Source organism: Pseudoduganella ginsengisoli (assembly GCF_009720865.1).
Lineage (GTDB): Bacteria > Pseudomonadota > Gammaproteobacteria > Burkholderiales > Burkholderiaceae_D > Rugamonas > Rugamonas ginsengisoli.
On the sequence record NZ_WNLA01000010.1, the window covers coordinates 72,554 to 91,216 of the forward strand.

Annotated in this window: 17 protein-coding genes; 7 read left to right on the forward strand and 10 right to left on the reverse strand. The window is 61.1% G+C overall.

What is annotated here, in order from left to right; all coding sequences use genetic code 11:
* Window positions 1–17: 17 nt before the first annotated feature.
* The 7 genes from gspL (at window position 18) to GM668_RS15755 (ending at window position 8,082) form a co-directional block, all read left to right on the forward strand.
* The gene (gene gspL / locus GM668_RS15725) at window positions 18–1,250 is read left to right on the forward strand and encodes a type II secretion system protein GspL (RefSeq protein WP_155439912.1); all 1,233 of its coding nucleotides are present in this window, start codon (window positions 18–20) and stop codon (window positions 1,248–1,250) included.
* Window positions 1,247–1,771, forward strand: coding sequence for a type II secretion system protein M (locus GM668_RS15730; protein ID WP_155439913.1), 525 nt, complete (start codon window positions 1,247–1,249; stop codon window positions 1,769–1,771). Before gspL ends, GM668_RS15730 begins: the two co-directional genes overlap by 4 nt.
* Window positions 1,768–2,556, forward strand: a complete 789-nt coding sequence (gene gspN / locus GM668_RS15735) for a type II secretion system protein N (RefSeq protein WP_371868709.1) — start codon at window positions 1,768–1,770, stop codon at window positions 2,554–2,556. Before GM668_RS15730 ends, gspN begins: the two co-directional genes overlap by 4 nt.
* Window positions 2,556–4,739: a type II secretion system secretin GspD gene (gene gspD, locus GM668_RS15740; protein ID WP_155439914.1), complete on the forward strand. Its 2,184-nt coding sequence runs from the start codon at window positions 2,556–2,558 to the stop codon at window positions 4,737–4,739. The genes gspN and gspD overlap by 1 nt, the downstream gene beginning before the upstream one ends.
* Window positions 4,736–6,154, forward strand: a complete 1,419-nt coding sequence (gspE, locus tag GM668_RS15745; RefSeq protein ID WP_155439915.1) for a type II secretion system ATPase GspE — start codon at window positions 4,736–4,738, stop codon at window positions 6,152–6,154. The genes gspD and gspE overlap by 4 nt, the downstream gene beginning before the upstream one ends.
* Before the next feature lie 3 nt (window positions 6,155–6,157).
* Entirely contained in the window at window positions 6,158–7,381 is a 1,224-nt protein-coding gene (gene gspF, locus GM668_RS15750) for a type II secretion system inner membrane protein GspF (RefSeq protein WP_155439916.1), read from the forward strand.
* A gap of 119 nt (window positions 7,382–7,500) precedes the next feature.
* Window positions 7,501–8,082 carry a type II secretion system protein N gene (locus GM668_RS15755; protein WP_155439917.1) on the forward strand — a complete coding sequence of 194 codons (582 nt, stop codon included), beginning with the start codon at window positions 7,501–7,503 and terminating at the stop codon, window positions 8,080–8,082.
* Between the two features lie 211 nt (window positions 8,083–8,293).
* Here the strand turns inward: GM668_RS15755 and GM668_RS15760 are convergent, their stop codons facing one another.
* From GM668_RS15760 to GM668_RS15805, 10 genes are all read right to left on the reverse strand, one after another.
* Window positions 8,294–8,485: a hypothetical protein gene (locus GM668_RS15760; protein WP_155439918.1), complete on the reverse strand. Its 192-nt coding sequence runs from the start codon at window positions 8,483–8,485 to the stop codon at window positions 8,294–8,296.
* A gap of 18 nt (window positions 8,486–8,503) precedes the next feature.
* Entirely contained in the window at window positions 8,504–9,835 is a 1,332-nt protein-coding gene (gene hslU, locus GM668_RS15765) for an ATP-dependent protease ATPase subunit HslU (RefSeq protein WP_211923405.1), read from the reverse strand.
* Window positions 9,832–10,380, reverse strand: coding sequence for an ATP-dependent protease subunit HslV (hslV, locus tag GM668_RS15770; RefSeq protein WP_155439920.1), 549 nt, complete (start codon window positions 10,378–10,380; stop codon window positions 9,832–9,834). The genes hslU and hslV overlap by 4 nt, the downstream gene beginning before the upstream one ends.
* Window positions 10,381–10,554: 174 nt before the next feature.
* The gene (locus GM668_RS15775; protein WP_170305663.1) at window positions 10,555–11,946 is read right to left on the reverse strand and encodes a hypothetical protein; all 1,392 of its coding nucleotides are present in this window, start codon (window positions 11,944–11,946) and stop codon (window positions 10,555–10,557) included.
* A 174-nt stretch (window positions 11,947–12,120) separates the two neighbouring features.
* The gene (gene dksA / locus GM668_RS15780) at window positions 12,121–12,567 is read right to left on the reverse strand and encodes an RNA polymerase-binding protein DksA (protein ID WP_154380577.1); all 447 of its coding nucleotides are present in this window, start codon (window positions 12,565–12,567) and stop codon (window positions 12,121–12,123) included.
* Window positions 12,568–12,679: 112 nt separating this feature from the next.
* Window positions 12,680–13,741 (reverse strand): CobW family GTP-binding protein, encoded by a 1,062-nt coding sequence (locus GM668_RS15785; RefSeq protein WP_155439921.1) that lies wholly within the window; start codon window positions 13,739–13,741, stop codon window positions 12,680–12,682.
* Window positions 13,742–13,970: 229 nt separating this feature from the next.
* Entirely contained in the window at window positions 13,971–14,903 is a 933-nt protein-coding gene (locus tag GM668_RS15790) for a tyrosine recombinase XerC (protein ID WP_155439922.1), read from the reverse strand.
* A gap of 4 nt (window positions 14,904–14,907) precedes the next feature.
* A complete protein-coding gene (locus GM668_RS15795) occupies window positions 14,908–15,579 on the reverse strand; it encodes a DUF484 family protein (protein ID WP_155439923.1) in 672 nt (223 codons plus the stop codon).
* Window positions 15,580–15,801: 222 nt separating this feature from the next.
* Window positions 15,802–17,097, reverse strand: coding sequence for a porin (locus GM668_RS15800; protein ID WP_155439924.1), 1,296 nt, complete (start codon window positions 17,095–17,097; stop codon window positions 15,802–15,804).
* Window positions 17,098–17,293: 196 nt separating this feature from the next.
* Window positions 17,294–18,406, reverse strand: coding sequence for a porin (locus tag GM668_RS15805; RefSeq protein ID WP_155439925.1), 1,113 nt, complete (start codon window positions 18,404–18,406; stop codon window positions 17,294–17,296).
* Window positions 18,407–18,663: the final 257 nt, after the last annotated feature.

Here is an 18,663-nt window from a genome sequence, read left to right on the forward strand (position 1 = left end):
AACGAAAGAGAGATGCTTTGACGACGCTATACATCCGGTATCCTGCCCGGGCCGCGGCCGACAGCGGCGCCATCCAGCAATGCCATTTCGCGCTGCTGGGCGACAGCGGCAATGTGATGCAGCAGGGCGTGTCCGCGCTGGGCAACATGGCGGAACTGGTCGCGTCCGCGCGCCGCGTGGTGCTGTTGCTGGCCGCTGCAGACGTCACCCTGCTGCGTGTGAAAACACCGCCGCTGTCCGCTGCGCGCCTGAAAGCCGCCTTGCCGGCGCTGGTGGAAGACCAGTTGCTGGGCGACCCTGCCGATTGCATTTTGGCGCTGGCGCCGCTGGGCCCGGACGAAAGCGAAGGCGAACGCACGGTGGCTGTCGTGCAGCGCGCCTGGCTCGAAGTGCTGGTCAAGGCGCTGGTGGCGCAGGGCGCGCATGCCGTCTCCGCCGTGCCAGCGCAATTGTGCCTGCCACTGCAGCCGGGCGGCGCATCGGCCGCCATTGCACTCGATGATGCGGGCCTGGAATTGACGCTGCGCACGGGCCATCACGCGGGCCTGGGCTTGACGGTGGCGCCGGAGCCGGAAGCGGCGCTGCACACGCTGCGCGCGCTGGCTGGCGAAGCGCCGCTGACCGTGTACCTGCCTGCCGCGCTGGCGCCGCAATACCAGCCGGTGGCCAGCAATATGGTGGGCGTCTCCGTTGAGCATGACAACTGGACGCATTGGGTGGCGGCTGCCCGCACGGCGGGACCAGACCTGGCGGCGGGCATGGCCACCGGCACGCAGGCGCGCGCGCTGCGGCGCTGGCGCTGGCCTGCCGCGCTGGCGATTTTGGCGGTGATTGTCAATGTCGCGGGCCTGAACATTGAATGGCTGCGCATGAAGCGCGAATACGCGGATATCCGCAAAGGCATGGAGCAAACGTTCCGCGCTGCGTATCCGCAGGAAGCCATGCTCGATCCGGTCGCGCAAATGCGCAGGAATATCGCGAACGCCAAAGCCAATAGCGGGGAACTGGCGCCGGACGAATTCACTGCGCTGGCCGCCGCATTGGGTGAAGGATTGGCCGCGACGGGCAGGCGTGACGTGGTAGCCGGCCTGGCGTACAAGGAACGCATGCTGACCGTCAAACTCAAACCCAACACGGTCGATGCCGGCGTGCGCGACCAGGTCAAAGGCGCGCTGTCGCAGCGCGGCCTGGCGCTGTCGGAAGGAGAAGGCGGGGTTTGGCAAATTCGCATAGCTGGAGGTAAATCTTGAGCGAATTCACTGCAAAAATGCAGAAGCTGCAGGCGTCCGCGCAAGCATTCTGGCAAGAGCGTACCGAACAGGAACGCCGCATGCTGACCATTGGCGGTATCGTGGCCGGCCTGGGGCTGTTCTATGGCGTGCTGATTGATCCGGCACTGGAAGGCCGCGCGAAGCTGCGCAAGGATTTGCCGCTGCAGCGGCAACAGGCAGCCGAGTTGACGGCAATGGGCCGCACGGCGATGGAATATAAGGCGCGTACGCCGATCCAGCCTAATCCGCTGAGCAGCGACAACTTGAACGCCAGCCTGGCTGCCAATGGCTTGAAAGCGCAATCGCTGGCCATTACCGGCACGTTCGTGAAACTGGAATTGAAAGGCGTGCCATTTGCCGCCGTCGCCACGTGGCTCGATACAGTGCGGCGCACCGATGCGATCAGCGTGCAGGATGCGAATATCACGGCCACATCGACGCCGGGCATGGTCGACGCCTTCTTCACTTTGCAGCAGCGCTCCGCGGGGGCGGCGCAGTGAAACGTTTTGGGTTATGGCTGCTGGCAGCAACGCTTGGGGCGCTGTTGACGGTCTTGCTGTTCTTTCCCGCCACGTGGATGGCGGGGCTGGTGGAAAAACAGACTGGCGGCCGTTTGACCTTGGGCGATGCGCAAGGTACGCTGTGGCGCGGTTCCGCCTTTATCGGCGGAGCGGCCAGCAGCAATGGCGCCGTGACGCCGCTGCTGCCGGGGCGTTTTACGTGGAAGCTGTCGCCGCTGGTGGTGTTTGGCATGGTTGACCTGGAGCTGGGGAACCCGGAAGCGCTGGCGCAGCCGGTGAACTTCCGTGGCTCGTGGCGCCAGTGGCAATTGAGCCCGTCCGCGCTGCTGCTGCCGGCCGATGGCCTGGCGGGGCTGGGGGCGCCACTGAATACGCTGGCGCCGTCGGGCATCATGCGGCTGTCGTGGAGCGCGCTGGAGCTGGTGGCTGAGGGGAATAATGCGGGCAACATGGTCGCCATCAATGGCCGCACGACGCTGGACATGACGGACATGTCATCGAGGCTGTCGCCCATCAAGCCGCTGGGCAGTTACCAGCTGGCGCTGGACTGGCGTGGCCAGCAGGCGCAGCTTGATTTGAAATCCATGAAGGGCCCGCTGCTGTTGAGCGGGAAAGGCAGCCTGAATAACGGCCGCCTGCAGTTTTCCGGGCAAGCCCAGGCCGCCGACGGCTACGAGCAGTCGCTGGGCAATCTGTTGAATTTGCTGGGCCAGCGCCGTCCTACCAGTGACGGCAAAAACATCATCGCTTTAGAGTTCAGATAATGAAAAAACAGTCTGTGAACAAACCGAATTTCCAATTGCGCCGTATCGGTGCAGCTGCATTACTGTGCTGCGCGATGGTGACCAGTCAACCTCCGGCGTGGGCGGCGGCCGGTGATGACACCGTGCTCAATTTTGTCGGCGCCGACATCGAAGCCGTCATCAAGGCGGTCGGCCATTACACCAACATCACGTTCCTGATCGACCCGCGCGTCAAAGGCCAGCTGACCCTCGTGTCGGAAGGCCCGCTGACCAAGACCCAGGCGTTTGCGCTGCTGACGTCCGCGCTGCGCCTGCAAGGTTTTGCCATTGTCAGCGGCGACGGCTACGCGAAAGTCGTGCCGGAAGCCGAAGCCAAGCTGCAGGCCACGCCGACGCAAGTGGGCGGCACCGCGCTGAAAGGCGACCAGATCGCCACGCAAGTATTCCAGCTGAATTACGAATCGGCAGCCAACCTCGTGACGGTGTTGCGCCCGCTGATTACGCCGAATAACACCATCAACGCCAATCCGGGCAACAACACGCTGGTGGTGACGGATTACGCGGACAATTTGAAACGCCTGGGCAAGATCGTGGCCGCGCTGGATGCGCCGTCGCACGTGGACCTGGACGTGATCCCCGTGCGCTACGCGATTGCCAGCGACCTGGCGACGATGATGAATAAATTGATGGAACCGGGCGCTGGCGGCGGCGGCGATTCCGGCCGCGTGTCCGTGCTGGCCGATCCCCGCACCAATTCGCTGGTGCTGCGCGCACCATCGGCAGCGCGCGCCAACCTGGCGAAGTCGCTGATCGCAAAACTCGACCAGCCGACGCAGCAGCTGGGCAATGTGCACGTGGTGTACCTGAAAAACGCGGAAGCGACCAAACTGGCGCAAACCTTGCGTTCCGTCGTATCGGGCGACAGCTCGATCACGGGCGCCGCATTGGGCGGTTCCGGTTCGAACGCGGGCCTGGGCCAGGGCCAGAGCGGCGGCAGCCTGGCCGGCGGCCAGCAGGGGGGCATGAACAGCAGCACGGGCGCGGCCGGCACCGGCTCCACCAACCCGCTGCTGAACGCGGGCAGCAGCAGCCAGCAATTGAACGCAGGCGGCTCGGGCGGCTTTATCCAGGCCGATGCATCTACCAATACCCTGATCATCACGGCGCCGGAATCCGTGTACCGCAATTTGCGCGCCGTGATCGACCAGCTCGACGTGCGCCGCGCGCAGGTGTACCTGGAATCGCTGATCGTCGAAGTGGCGTCCGACAAGGCGTCTGAATTCGGCGTGCAGTGGATGGGCGCAACCGGCAACGACAACAGTACGTACCGCGTCGGCGGCATCCAGTCGCTCAGCAACGGTTCCAACAACCTGGCTGCCCTTTATACTGGCGCGAAGTCGGGCAAACCGGCGATCGGCAATGGCTTGACCATCGGCGTGTTCAAGCAGCTGGCCAGCGGCGCGCTGGGCCTGGGCGCTGTCGCGCATGCGCTGGAAACGGATGGCGGCACCAATATCCTGTCGACGCCGAACCTCGTTACGCTGGACAATGAAGTGGCCACCATCCGCGTGGGCCAGAACGTGCCGATCCTGACGGGCCAGTTCACGACGACGTCCGGCACCAATTCGAATCCATTCCAGACCATCGACCGCAAGGACGTTGGCCTGACGCTGAAGGTGCGTCCGCAGATTTCCGAAGGCGGCACCGTCAAGCTGGCAATTTATAACGAGAGTTCCAGCATCGACGATTCCATCGTCTCCGCTTCCGGCATCGTGCTGAAAAACCGCGTAATTGAAACCAACGTGATCGCCGACGACGGCCAGGTGATCGTACTGGGCGGCTTGATTTCCGACGACGCGGGCGACAGCGCCGATAAAGTGCGCGGCCTGGCCGACATTCCTATCCTGGGCAACCTGTTCAAGTACCAGCGCCGCGCGCGCAAGAAAACCAACCTGATGGTGTTCCTGCGTCCGGTGGTGATGCGCACCCGCGAACAGAGCAGCGAACTGGCGGCAGACCGCTACGATTACATGCGCACCACCCAGCAAGCCGTGAAGCCGGATGACACGGTGCTGTTGAAAGACCTGGGCCAGCCGATGCTGCCGCAATTGAACAATGGCCGGCCGGCGCCTGGCGACGGCCAGCTGGCGAATCCGTTGACGGCGCCTGCCGTCCCAGCCCCTGCTGACAAGTCCAAGCAATGAGCAACCTGCTGCCTTACGCCTTTGCCCGCGATTACGCGGTGCTGGCCAAACAATCTGATGGCGCCGCAGTCGATGTGTTCGTGTCCGGCGCCACCACGCCGGCGGCGATTGCCGAAGTGTCGCGCCGCTTCGGCCGCGTGAACTTGAAGCACATGGGCCGCGCGGACCTGGAAGAAGCCATTGCCGCAGCCTATGCGGGCGGCGGCAACGACGCGTCGCAGGTGGCCGATGAATTCGATGCCGACCTGGATTTGACCAAACTGCTGCAGGATGTGCCGGCCATTGAAGATTTGCTGGAGTCGTCCGACGATGCGCCCGTGATCCGCATGATCAATGCGCTGCTGACGCAAGCGCTGCGCGAAAGCGCATCGGACATCCACATCGAACCGTTCGAGCAGACGTCCGTCGTGCGCTTCCGCGTGGACGGCGCGCTGCGCGATATCGTGCGGCCCCGCAAGGCCATTCACGGTTCGCTGATTTCCCGTATCAAGATCATGGCGCAGCTGGACATTGCGGAAAAACGCTTGCCGCAGGATGGCCGCATCACGTTGCGCGTGGGCGGCAAACCAGTCGACGTCCGTGTCTCGACTTTGCCGACAGGCCATGGCGAACGGGCCGTGCTGCGTTTGCTGGACAAGGAAGCGGGCCGCCTGGACTTGAACCACCTGGGCATGAGCAGCGACATGCTGCCGCAATTCGACAAGCTGATTAACCAGCCGCACGGCATCGTGCTGGTCACGGGGCCGACCGGTTCCGGTAAAACCACCACCTTGTACGCTGCGCTGTCGATGCTGAACGCCTCGACCACCAACATCATGACGGTGGAAGACCCGGTCGAATATGACTTGCATGGCGTGGGCCAGACCCAGGTCAATGCGAAGATCGACATGACGTTTGCCAAAGCCTTGCGCGCGATTTTGCGGCAAGACCCGGACGTCATCATGATCGGTGAGATCCGCGACCTGGAAACCGCGCAGATTGCCGTGCAGGCATCGCTGACGGGCCACCTGGTGCTGGCCACGCTGCACACCAACGATGCTGCCGCCGCCGTCACGCGTTTGCTGGATATGGGCATTGAACCATTCCTGCTGTCGTCGTCCTTGCTGGGCGTCCTGGCGCAGCGCCTCGTGCGCAAGCTGTGCGTCGAATGCAAGCGCGTCGATGAACAGGGCGAGTGGCATGCGGTGGGCTGCGACGCCTGCGGCCATACGGGCTTCCACGGCCGTGTCGGTATTTACGAACTGTTGCAGACCACGCCGCAAATCAATGCGCAAATCCATAACCAGGCGTCGGAAGCCGAGATCAAGGCTGCGGCCCAAGCCGATGGCATGGTGACCATGCGCGAAGATGGCGAGCGCTGGCTGAAAGCCGGCATCACGACGCGCGCTGAATTGCTGCGCGTGGCGAAGGACTAAAGCATGCCAGCGTTCCGCTATGAAGCCGTCGATGCGGGCGGCTCCACTAAAAAAGGCGTCGTCAATGCGGACAGCCCCCGTGCCGCCCGTGCCGACTTGCGCACCCAGGGGCTGACGCCGTTAAAGGTTGATGCGATTGCCGCGCAAGTCGACGCCAGCGGCAAAGCTACGCGCCGCGGCGGCTTTGGCGAAAAGCTGTCATCCACGGAACTGGCGCTGTTTACGCGCCAGCTGGCCAGTTTGCTGGAAGCAGGGCTGCCGCTGGAGCAATCATTTACGGCCTTGCTGGAACAGGCCGAGCGTCCGTATGTGCGCGACTTGATTGCATCGATCCGCTCCGAAATCATCGGCGGCGCTGCGCTGTCGGACGTGCTGTCGCGCCATCCGCGCGACTTCCAGGAAATTTACCGCGCACTGGTGGCGTCCGGCGAACAGATCGGCCATTTGTCGCGCGTGCTGTCGCGGCTGGCCGATTACATCGAGCGCCGCAATGCGCTGATCGACAAGGTCAAGCTGGCGTTCACGTATCCGGCCATTGTCACGGTGGTGGCGTTTTCCATCGTGATTTTCCTGCTGACGTATGTGGTGCCGCAGATTGTGTCCGTGTTTGCCAATACCAAGCAAAAGCTGCCGCTGCTGACAATCATCATGCTGGCCGTGTCGGACTTTGTGCGGGCCTATGGCGTCATCGTTGCCGTGCTGCTGGTGGGGGCGTGGTTTGCATGGCGCCGCGCGCTGGACAATCCCGCGCTGAAGACCCGCTGGCATACGTGGCTGCTGACGGCGCCGTTGTATGGCAAGTTTGAACGCAGCCTGAATACGGCGCGCTTTGCCAGCACTTTGGCCATTACCACGGGTTCCGGCGTGCCGATCTTGCGCGCGCTGCAAACCAGCCGCGATACGCTGAACAACGTGGCCATGCAGCACCTGGTGGAAGAAGCGTCGGATGCCGTGCGCGAAGGCGTCAGCCTGGCGCGCGCGCTGTCGGCGCAAAAGCATTTCCCGCCCATGTTGATCCATATGATCCGCGCGGGCGAAATCACGGGTGAATTGCCGGCCATGCTGGAACGGGCGGCGAGCGCGCAGGAGGCGGACCTGGAACGCCGCACGCTGCGGATTGCCGGCCTGCTGGAGCCGGCGCTGATCCTGGCCATGGGTGTGGTCGTGCTGCTGATCGTGCTGGCCGTGCTGATGCCTATTATTGAAATTAACCAGCTGGTGCGCTAAGAGGCTGCATCAAAAAGCCCGCAGCGGTGTTGCAGCGCCTTGCCGTGCAGGCGCACTGTCTGCGGCGCTGCGCCTGGCTGCAGTCATTTTGAAACAGCCTCGACAGAAGAGAGAGTTTGATGAAACGTTTGCCTGTACCTGTGACTGTCGCCACGTTTGGCGCCATTGCCGCGCTGTCGGCTTCGATGGCTTACTGGGGCATGCAGCTGTTCAAAGAGCAGCAGCGCCCGATTGCCGCCGTCGTGCAGCAGGCCGCGCCGGAGCCATCGATTGAAGCGGCCAAGGGCTTGTTTGGCGGCGATGTTGCGGTGGCCGTGGCCAGCAATTACCAGTTGAAGGGCGTGGTGGCCGCCATCAATGGCCGCCACAGCGTGGCGATCATCTCGGCCGATGGCCAGCCGCCGAAAGCGTATCCGGTCAATGCGGAAGTCGCGCCGGGCGTGAAAGTGCAGGAAGTGGCGCCGCGCTATGTGGTGCTGACGGAAGGCGGCATGCCGAAACGGATTGAATTGCCGGCCGATGCGCCGCCCGGCAGCAGTACTGCCGCCATGTTGCCGCCGCTGCCATCGCCGGGTGCACCAACGCCGCCCGCCCTGCAGGCTGCAACACCGCCGCCACCGCCGATGCCGGTGCCGCAAAACATGCCGCCACCGCAAACGCCGATGACGGGTGGCGGCCCAGTGCCGCAGCCGCGGCAATAAACTGGCGTTCAGTCCACAGCACCAAGCCTTGTCATCCTCGCGAAGGGTATAGCAGGGAATTCGGAGAGCATTGCTCTCCGCCTGCGGAACGATGGGCGCCTGCCAGCGCCCATGCGCCCTGCAAGGGAGGATCCATGCGGCGCAGATCAGGATGGCGTTCCATGGATGCCCGCCTTCGCGGGAATGACGAATCTGGCGCGCGGCAGGGGACTTAAGCGTCGTCGGTTTTTTTCGGATCGATTTTTTTCAGCGCCACCTTGGCAGCCTGGCGCTGAGCCGATTCGGTTTTGACGTGCGGACCCGCTGACCGGTTTTTGGCCAGCGCCGCAATGGGATTGCGGGGTTTCGAGGGCGTGACGCGGAACTGCATTTTTTGCCGCGTCGCCAGTGCTTTATTCGCCATGTGCCCTCTCAGATCCGCTTACAGCACGTAACGCGACAAATCTTCGTTGACGGCCAGCGCATCCAGGCGCGCGTTGACATATGCGGCATCGATGCTCAGGGTCTTTTCCGACGTCTCGGTGGCCGAGTACGAAATTTCTTCCAGCAGCTTTTCCATCACCGTGTACAAGCGGCGCGCACCGATGTTTTCCGTGCGTTCGTTGACTTGGTAAGAAATTTCCGCCAGCCGCGTAATGCCTTCCGGCGAGAATTGCACGGTAATGCCTTCTGTCGCCAGCAGTGCTTCATATTGCTTGGTCAGGCAAGCGTCGGTACTGGTCAAAATGCGCTCGAAGTCGGCAATCGACAGCGATTCCAGTTCCACGCGGATGGGGAAGCGGCCCTGCAATTCCGGGATCAAGTCGGACGGTTTGGCCAGGTGGAAGGCGCCCGACGCGATAAACAGGATGTGGTCGGTGCGGATCATGCCGTACTTGGTGTTGACGGTCGTACCTTCCACCAGCGGCAGCAAGTCGCGCTGCACGCCGGCGCGCGACACATCGGCGCCGCCCACTTCGGAACGGGACGCGATCTTGTCGATTTCGTCCAGGAACACGATGCCGTTTTGCTCGACGTTCTGGATGGCTTTCTGCTTCATCTCGTCTTCATTGACCAGCTTGGCAGCCTCTTCATCCAGCAAGATCTTCATGGCTTCCTTGATCTTGACCTTGCGCGACTTCTTGCGGCCCCCGCCGATGCCGGAAAACATCGACTTGATTTGCTCCGTCATTTCTTCCATGCCGGGCGGCGCCATGATTTCCATCTGCGGCACGCTGTCGGCCAGTTCGATTTCAATTTCCTTGTCGTCCAGCTCGCCCTGGCGCAGACGCTTGCGGAAGGTCTGGCGTGTCGTGTCGGATTTGTCTTCCTGCGAACTTTGCGCAAAACCGAAGTCGCGCGGCGGCGGCAGCAGGATATCGAGCACGCGGTCTTCCGCCGCGTCTTCCGCGCGGGCGCGCACTTTCGCCATTTCCGACTGGCGCGTCTGCTTGACGCCGATGTCGATCAAGTCGCGGATGATGGTGTCGACATCGCGGCCCACGTAGCCTACTTCCGTGAACTTGGTGGCTTCGACTTTAATGAATGGCGCGTCGGCCAGCTTGGCCAAGCGGCGTGCGATTTCTGTTTTACCGACACCGGTCGGGCCGATCATCAAGATGTTTTTCGGCGTGATTTCATGGCGCAGGGGCTCGGCCACCTGCTGGCGGCGCCAGCGGTTACGCAGCGCAATGGCGACGGCGCGCTTGGCCTTGCCCTGGCCGACGACGTGTTTGTCGAGTTCGCCGACGATTTCTTGTGGAGTCATGTTCATTGTGCGGTCCCGTCCAGCGTTTCAATGATGTGCGATAAATTGGTGTAGATGCACAGTTCACCAGCGATGGTCAGCGATTTTTTCACGATGTCGGCCGGGCTCAAGTCCGTGTTTTCAAACAGGGCCTTGGCAGCCGATTGGGCATATGTGCCGCCCGAACCGATGGCGCCAATGCCGTCTTCCGGTTCCAGCACATCGCCGTTGCCGGTAATGACGAGCGTCGATTGCGCGTCGGCAACCAGCAGCATGGCTTCCAGGCGGCGCAGCACGCGATCGGTGCGCCAATCCTTGGCCAGTTCGACCGAGGCGCGCAGCAAATTACCCTGGTGTTTTTCCAGCTTGGCTTCAAAGCGGTCCAGCAGGGTGAAGGCGTCGGCCGTGCCGCCGGCAAAGCCGCACAAGACTTTGCCCTGGTACAGCTTGCGCACTTTGCGCGCCGAGCCCTTCATGACGATATTGCCCAGCGTAACCTGGCCATCGCCGCCCAGTGCAACCTGATTGCCGCGGCGCACGCTCAGGATAGTGGTGCCGTGAAATTGTTCCATTCTAGACCTCAATGATGTATTTCCATGTGCCTGATACCTTGGTGTCAGGTACATCAATATGCGCGCGAAATGACAGTCGATTTGCGCGCCAGCCGCCCAAATGGGGTTGATACTGGGAATTGCAAGGTATTAATCAATACCTGACAGATGCTTGATATAGAGCAAGAACGAGAACTAATACTTGTGGGCGAAAATGCGTCCCAATGCAGTGTAGCCCAAGAGCCGCATCAGTGCCGCCACCAGGTGGTTGACTTCGCGGAATTCCACGCGGCGTGGGCCGTCCGGCACGTCGATTTGCGTGTCGGGCTCGGCACCCGGGGCGGACGCCGGCGGCGGGCTGGACGCAGGAGCTTGCGCCAGGCCCTGCAAGTGCGACAGCAACTGGCCGGCGGCAGCAAATCCCATGCGCGCCACATGCGAACAGTCGAAGACGAGGGCGCTGGATTTCCCGGCATAGGCGGTAATGGCGGCCAGCAGTGGCGCCATGTCGCCATCGATCACAGGCGGCAGCATGAAGCGGTCAGTGGGGATGGCAATGCGCTGCCGTGCCGCTGTCTCCACTTTATAAGGCGCCGTGAACGAGGGCGGCGAGACTTCGAACGTCACGCAGTAATCCATACTGGTTTCTTCGAATTCCTTTTCCCGGTTCAGTAATTGCAGCAATTCCAGCAACAGCAGCCAGGTGGACGCGCCATCTTCCTTGCGGCCAACGCACGTGCAGGCGCGCAGCAGCTTGACCAGTTCATCGGCGGCTACCACGATCAATTCGCGCCTGGCTTTCACCAGTGCCTGCAAATGTTCCAGCAAGACGGCGCAGCCCGCGTCATCGCACGCGGCAATGCGGCTGAAATCCAGGCGCAGCACGGGGGCGTCGCCGGCCTGCGCACGCCATTGTTGCAGCGGGGCGGCACTGCGCGCATCCAGTGCGGCAGCGAAAATATGCGCTGGTGTGACGCCGCTGTACGCAGGTTCCGCTTCGGTAGCGGCAGGCTGCATGTCGCGCCACGCCGGCGGCGACGTTTCAAACGTGCTGGCGTAATCAATCGACAAGTTATCGAATGCCTCTTGCTGTCCGGTGGCTTGATACAGGTCAAACAGCAGCCACCAGGCGGTACGGTCTTGCCGCATGCCTTCAGCAGCCGCTTCGGCAATCGCGCCTGCCAGCATGTGGCCTGCGACATCGGCCTGGCCATTGGCGTACAGGATCGCGCTTTCATCGATGACGGGCGCGGTGGCTCCGGCAGGCGCCGGGGCCGGCATTTCATCGTCGGCCAGCAGCAGCGTCGTGGGGGCGTCCAGCAGCGGCAAGGTGGCGGGATTGTCCGCATCGGCGTCCGGCAGGCGGGGGCGGGGCGGCGGCGCCCACGCGGGTTCACTGTCGTTGAAGATATCCGCTTCCATCGCCGCTTCGATGGCGTCGATTTTCAGGGCCGTGGCGCGGGCAATGTCGCGCTGCCGTTTGGCTTCGGCCTGGCGCTGCATTTCACTGTCGGCAGCCAGCCGCGCGGCAGCGTCATCGCTGTCGCTGGCGTCCTTGCCTTTTTTGAACAGTGAAAAGATTCCCACGGACTCCTCGCTATGTACCCCTCGCTTAGTGCCTGCTAGTGTAGCCCAGGAGCAAGCTTATTCTGTGTCTTGCCGTACGCAGAAATAAAAAAAGCATGCGGTATGCATGCTTTTTTTGTGAGTCAGCCCCCTTGTCCGGCGCGCAGCCGGCGGGAGCCCTGGCTGTGACAGCGTTCAGTCGCCGTACAGCTTTTGCTTCAGTTCACGGCGCTGCTGCGCTTCCAGCGACAGGGTAGCGGTCGGGCGGGCGATCAGGCGGGGAATGCCGATAGGCTCGCCCGTCTCTTCGCAATAGCCATACTCGTTATTGTCGATGGCCACGATGGACTGTTGCACTTTTTTCAGCAGTTTGCGTTCACGGTCACGCGTACGCAATTCCAGTGCATGCTCTTCCTCGATGGTGGCGCGGTCAGCCGGATCCGGCACCAGCACGGTCTCGCGCAAGTGTTCGGTCGTTTCGCCGGCATTCTTCAGCAACTCTTTCTCCAATGCCTGCAACTTGGCCTTGAAGAACGCCATTTGTGCCGGGTTCATGTAATCGGCGTCGCTCATCTTCAGAATTTCTTCTTCGGTGAGGATACGTTCTTCGCTGGCGGCAGGGGTTTTATTAGTTTTAGTCATCACTTCGCTTACCTTCGATACGACAAGTTTTCAAATTTCAGTTGATGCGGCCTTGCCAACAACTGTACCGGCACGCTAATTGCTAACCGGCACCCCACAAAACCCGGTTAGTTTATACCAAACATTGTTCCAAACCGCGAACAAATACGTCTTTCGGTAGATTTTTGCCAATAAACACCATTTTGCTGCCACGAGTGTCGTTTGCACCCCATTTTGCACCCAGGTCGCTGCCCATAATCTGGTGTACGCCCTGGAACACAACCTTACGATCAGCCCCATCCATGAACAATACGCCTTTGTAACGTAACATGCGAGGGCCGTACACATTGATTAGTCCACCCAGGAATTCATCCAGTTTGGCGCTATCGAACGGCCGTTCGCTCTTGAACACAAATGCTGCAATCTCGTCAGTATGGTGCGAATGGTGATGATCGTGCGCATGATTGCAGTGTTCGCCATGTTCATGGTCGTGGCCGCAGTGTTCATGATCATGGCCGTGGTCGTGATCGTGTTCTTCGGCAGCGAGGAAATCCGGATCGATTTCCAGCTTTTCATTCAAGTTAAAGCCTTTTAAATCCAGCACTTCCTTGATATCGACCTTGCCGAAATCGGATGTCGTGATGGGCGCACGCGGATTGATGCGCTTAATGCGGGCCGTCAGCGCCGCCACTTCTTCCGGTTTCACCAGGTCGGTTTTGGACAGCAGCAGCTTGTCGGCAAAACCCACCTGGCGCTGAGCTTCCTCATTGTCGTCCAGCTGTTGCATCGCGTGGCGGGCGTCAACCACGGTGACGACGGCGTCCAGCATATACGACGCGCCGACTTTTTCATCGACAAAGAACGTTTGCGCGACCGGGCCGGGATTGGCCAGGCCCGTGGTTTCAATGACCACGCGGTCAAAGGCAATTTCACCGGCTTCCCGTTTCGACGCCAGGCTGTCCAGCGCCACGATCAAATCGCCGCGCACGGTGCAGCAAATACAGCCGTTATTCATTTCAACGATTTGCTCTTTGCTGTCCTGCACCAGGATTTCATTGTCGATGTTTTCCTGGCCGAATTCATTTTCAATGACGGCAATTTTCATGCCGTGGTTTTCTTGCAGGATGCGGTTCAACAGCGTGGTTTTGCCTGCGCCGAGGAAACCCGTGAGGATGGTGGTCGGGATCAGTTTCATGTCGTCAGCGTGCCGGTAAAGGTTAGGGCCTGCCAGGCGGGCCCGGGAATCGGGGGATTATGCCGGAATTTCACGTACGCGGCCAAATCAGCCGCGATAGCAGGAATTGTTTAGCCAACAAGCTCTTGGCGTTGCAAGTTCGAAACTTGGGGTCAGGCCCCGAAATGTCGACTTCGAAACTTGGGGCCAGGCCCCGAAATGTCGACTAGATTTGGACAGGGAGCGGGTTTTACTTGACCTTGGCGCGCGGGTGGGCTGTGTCGTACACCTTCGACAGGTGCTGGAAATCCAGCGCCGTATACACCTGGGTCGACGTGATGCTGGCGTGCCCCAGCATGTCTTGCACAGCGCGCAAGTCGCCAGACGATTGCAGCACGTGCGACGCAAACGAGTGGCGCAGCATGTGCGGATGTACGTTGGCCGGCGTGCCGGCCTTCAAACCATGGGCTTTCAGCCGCAATTGCACGACGCGGGGGGAAATCCGCGTCCCCCGCGTACTGACGAACAGGGCATTGGAGCCATCCGTCGGCGCCGGCCGCAAGGCCAGCCACGCGGCAACGGCGTCGAGCGCGGCGCGCCCCACGGGCACCCGGCGCATCTTGTTGCCCTTGCCGGTGACGATGACTTCGGCATTGTCCGCTTCCAGCCAGCCCAGCGATCCCTTGCCCGGCGCCGCATCGAGCCCCGCCAGTTCCGACACCCGCAAGCCGCTGGAATACAGCAATTCAAACATGGCGCGGTTGCAGACTTCGGCCGCTTCCTCACCGGCCGCGGCAGTCCGGGCAGCGGCCGATACCAGGTGCACAGCGTCGTCCACTGACAACGCTTTCGGCAGCGGCTTGCCCCGTTTCGGCGCGCGCACCCCTTCAACAGGGTTGGCCGCCAGGTGGATTTGCCCGCTCAGCCACGTAAAAAAGCCCCGCCAGCCCGACAGTTTGCGGGCGATGGAACGGGGATCGAGGTCTTTGGAATGCAATTGCGCGGCATAGCGCCGCACGTCGAAATGCGTGAGCGCGGGCCACGCCTTGTCGCCGGACAGGGCGATCAGCTCGGCCAGGTCGCGGCGGTAAGCTGCTACCGTGTGATCCGACAGCATGCGCTGCGTCTGCAAGTGCGCGAGGTAGGCATCCGCCCACCCGTCCTTGCTGCGCGCGCTGTCCATGGCGTTAAGCGAGCAGCGGCTGCAGCGCCGTGGCCGCCGTTTCGCCGATGTGCACGAGGAAATCCGTGGCCATCAGCGACGTGAAACGCTCGGAATCCGGCGAACCCAGGATCAGCAAACCGAAGGTCGCGGTTTTGGAACCGGCCTTGCGCAGTGGAATGATGACAGTCGACTGGATCCCTGCCGCATCGTCGAGCCAGCGTACGGCTTCAAAATCGTTATTGCTGCCGCAATAGGGCGCTTGCAGGCTATTGGCGAAAATGCGGGCGTCATCGGACACATCGCGGGTAAACCAGCCATCGGCAAACGCCGGTGCGGTATTCCACAGGCGCAAAGTCACTTGTGGCACGTGGAAATTCGATTTCAAGCTGTCGACCAGCACGCGCGGCATGTCGGCATCGTCGCGCACTTGCAGCAGCGCTTGCGTCCAGCCGTGGAAACGGTTGGCAATGGCGGCGTTTTCATTGGCGTGGCGTACCAGTTCGGACATGCGCAATTCCAGCGCTTTATATTTGTCGCGCATGACTTCCATCTGGCGCTCTTGCAGCGAGACGGCGCGTCCAGTCAGCGGGCTGGACAGTTTAAATTCCCCCAGCAAACTGGCATGTTCTTCAAAGAAATGCGGATGGTCGGTCAGGTATTGGGCTACAGCAGCGGAATCCAGGGTGGTGATCATCTTCTTACAAGTCGGAAATCTAGGCGAAAGTACATTCTAACCGAGGCGCGCCGTCGAGGCCGATACAAAAAAAAGCGCTCCGGCATTTTTGAAGCCGGAGCGCCCGTGAGGCGGCGCACTGCGGGTGGCGGCGCGCCGTTGGGAAGTTGGCGGGATGGAGTTACCCGCCAGCAGGAAGAAGTTAACAACGGGTGCCGGGCCTTCAGGCCGGGCATCCCCACGTTAGAAGCGGTGGCGCATGCCGATTTGCACGCCCTTGCTGGACATGCCAGGCTTGGCCGTGAAGCCGCCCGATGCGCTGGCGGCGCCAATCGCATACTGGCCATCGTTTTCATTCTTGATGTATGCGCCGATCAGGTACACGTCGGTACGCTTGGACAGGTTGTAGTCATAGCCCAGGCCGTATTGGGTGGCGTCGCTGGCGTCGGCGCGCTTGTCATCCTGGCGCACGATGGACGCCATCACGCGGCCCTGGCCCATCCGGTAGTGGAAACCAGCCTGGTAGCTGATGGCGTCCAGGTTGAAGTTACGCTGCAGGGCTGCGCGGGTCTGTGCCGACAGGATCGGGCCCAAGGTGGTGCCGAAACCGGCAAAGGTCGGCGCCAGCGTGTCCATCGCGTAGCGGATGATGACGGAATTCGGGTTCTTTTGTTCGTGCACGCCTGCGAAGATTTTCCATGGGCCGGTGCTGTACGAACCGGCCAGCGTGGTGGTCACGAGCCCTTTTTCGCCAACCTGGTCGGTGCCGTAGTTGTAGCCCAGGCCGACATCCCAGCCGTTGGCCACATAGCGCACATTGGCGCCCCACGTGCGCTTGTCCATGCCGACGTAGCCGGATTTTTCAAAGCCATACATCAGGGCCGCTTTCACGCCGTTGGGCGTTTCAATACGGTATTGCACGGATTTGTCGGAACGGATCGACACGCCGGCCGTCAACAGGCCGCCGGTACCGCCCACGATGCCGCCCCAGCCGGCTGCCGTGCCGGATTCAAAGACGTCGCCGGCGGCCAGCACTTCATAGCCTGGCGTGTACATGCGGCCCAGCAAGATGGCGCCAGCCGGCGTGACCAGGCCCACCATCGACGTGCGGTCGAACAATGCGTTGTTGATGTTGACGTTGACGGCTGGATTCAGTGCCGCCTGCACGCCGGCCAGCAACTTGGCTGCCGTGGCGGCGCCGCCTGCCGCTGCCGGCAGCGTGTACGTCAAACCCTCCGTCAGCGCCATCGTCTGGTTGCTGGACAGGTTACCCGTCTGCTGTTTGCCGTTGTCCAGCTCAACGCGGGCTTCCAGGTTAAAGATGGCTTTGTAGCCGCCGCCCATGTCTTCCGTGCCACGGAAGCCCAGGCGCGAGCCATCAGCGATACCGCTGACCAGCTTGACCTTGGAGTCGCCGCCACCGTTGTTCACGTACATCACGCCTGCGTCGGCAATACCGTAAATGGTTACGGACGATTGCGCCATGGCAGGCGCGGCAAATACGGCGGCAATACCAGCTGCGAGTAACTTGGCCTTCATTAGTGTCTCCGATGAATATGCTTTTTGTGGATGAAATAGAACGCGCGTACTATTCTCGGTGGTAAGAATGACAGTTATCGGGCGCGTTGTACAGGAAGCCATGTGGCTCGAACGGTCATGGTTGCATAAAACACACAACCAGCCAAAAAAAAGCCCCGGAACCAGTCCAGGGCTTGCAGGCAGAAAGCTGTAATGATTAGAAGTTGTGGTGGATACCCATCGAGTAGTGGTTTTGCGTGATTTCCACCGTCGATGTCGCCGTCGTTGGCAATTTCTTGTTCGACAAGTCCAGGTACACATACGTACGTGGCGACAGGCTGTATTCATAGCCGATCGAAGCCTGCTTGGTTTTTGCCACCAGGTCTGGATTCTTTTGGCCATAGCCCAGCAGCAGCTTGCCAGGACCCATCGTGTAGTTCAGGCCCAGTACCCACGAATCCATGTCCGCGTTAGGCTTGCCGGCCGCGATGATGTGTTCCAGGTCTTGCTTGTTGTAGGTCGCCATCAGTTTCAGCGCTGGCATTGGGCGGACGTAGCCGGCAATTTGCCACAGCTTGACTTCGGTCGCGTTGCGTTCCGTTGCCAGCATCACGGAGTAGCGTGGCGCCGAACCTGGCTCGGTGAAGGTGGCGCTCACCGAATACGGATAAGCGGAACCCATGGCGCCTACCGCGTATTGCGGTGCGGCTGCCGTGCCACGGCCAACGATGGCTGCGCCTGGGCCGCCATTGTTTTCCTTGGTGCCCCAGGTCACGTTCAGCTGGAAGCCGTTGTAGACAGGCGTGTTGTAGAAGAGACCGTTGGCAAAGCGGTTGCCCGAGTTGCCAGCCAGGCCCAGCGGATCGCTGCCGCTGCCTGCCAGCGACGTGCGGTAGCCGCCCACTTGCAGGTCGGTCTGGTAGCCGGCCACGTTAGGCAGGCCGCTCCATGGCTCATACGCCACGGTGGATTCTTGCAGTGCCGTCAGGCCACGGCCCAGGCGAACGGTACCGAAGTCGCCTTGCAGGCCGACACGACTCTGGCCCTGGAACAGTGGGCGGGTCACACCTTCAATGGTGCCGGTGTCGGGTTCGAAACGAATTTCCAGCTGGAACAGGGCCTTCAGGCCGCTGCCCAGGTCTTCCTGGCCACGGAAGCCCAGTTTGTTGTTGTCGCGTTTGCCGATGGTGGTCGGGCTGGACACGCCTGGTGTGGTATTGGTGGTTTTTGCAAAACCAGCGTCCAACGTACCGTAAATAGTTACCGATGATTGTGCGTGAGCGGCAGAGAAAGCCCCCAACAGTGCCAGGGCCACCAATGATTTTTTCATTTGCTGTTCCTTCATTAAGAGAAATCGTTCAACAATCCAAAAGCATAAAGTGCGGCGCTACTTGCGCACAGTTGGCCTAAACCTTAATTGCCAGCCGCGAATCGAAGCGGCGGATTGGTCGATTATGATGGTTAGTATTGGTTGAAAGCCAAAGATGCACGGCTTTCTGTTGTATTTTTGTAACGCCTGCCATTGTCTACGATTGCTGAAGTTTTATCCATATGTCCTTTCGTTTTGTAAATACGTAGTAGTACAGA

Bases quoted from the DNA above. Each gene is read 5' to 3' on its own strand.
- GM668_RS15760 (WP_155439918.1), bottom strand. From the start codon at position 8,485: ATGGCGAATAAAGCACTGGCGACGCGGCAAAAAATGCAGTTCCGCGTC.
- gspE (WP_155439915.1), top strand. From the start codon at position 4,736: ATGAGCAACCTGCTGCCTTACGCCTTTGCCCGCGATTACGCGGTGCTG.
- hslU (WP_211923405.1), bottom strand. From the start codon at position 9,835: ATGAACATGACTCCACAAGAAATCGTCGGCGAACTCGACAAACACGTC.
- GM668_RS15785 (WP_155439921.1), bottom strand. From the start codon at position 13,741: ATGAAACTGATCCCGACCACCATCCTCACGGGTTTCCTCGGCGCAGGC.
- GM668_RS15805 (WP_155439925.1), bottom strand. From the start codon at position 18,406: ATGAAAAAATCATTGGTGGCCCTGGCACTGTTGGGGGCTTTCTCTGCC.
- gspD (WP_155439914.1), top strand. From the start codon at position 2,556: ATGAAAAAACAGTCTGTGAACAAACCGAATTTCCAATTGCGCCGTATC.
- GM668_RS15795 (WP_155439923.1), bottom strand. From the start codon at position 15,579: ATGATCACCACCCTGGATTCCGCTGCTGTAGCCCAATACCTGACCGAC.
- hslV (WP_155439920.1), bottom strand. From the start codon at position 10,380: ATGGAACAATTTCACGGCACCACTATCCTGAGCGTGCGCCGCGGCAAT.
- GM668_RS15790 (WP_155439922.1), bottom strand. From the start codon at position 14,903: ATGGACAGCGCGCGCAGCAAGGACGGGTGGGCGGATGCCTACCTCGCG.
- GM668_RS15800 (WP_155439924.1), bottom strand. From the start codon at position 17,097: ATGAAGGCCAAGTTACTCGCAGCTGGTATTGCCGCCGTATTTGCCGCG.
- dksA (WP_154380577.1), bottom strand. From the start codon at position 12,567: ATGACTAAAACTAATAAAACCCCTGCCGCCAGCGAAGAACGTATCCTC.
- gspF (WP_155439916.1), top strand. From the start codon at position 6,158: ATGCCAGCGTTCCGCTATGAAGCCGTCGATGCGGGCGGCTCCACTAAA.
- GM668_RS15755 (WP_155439917.1), top strand. From the start codon at position 7,501: ATGAAACGTTTGCCTGTACCTGTGACTGTCGCCACGTTTGGCGCCATT.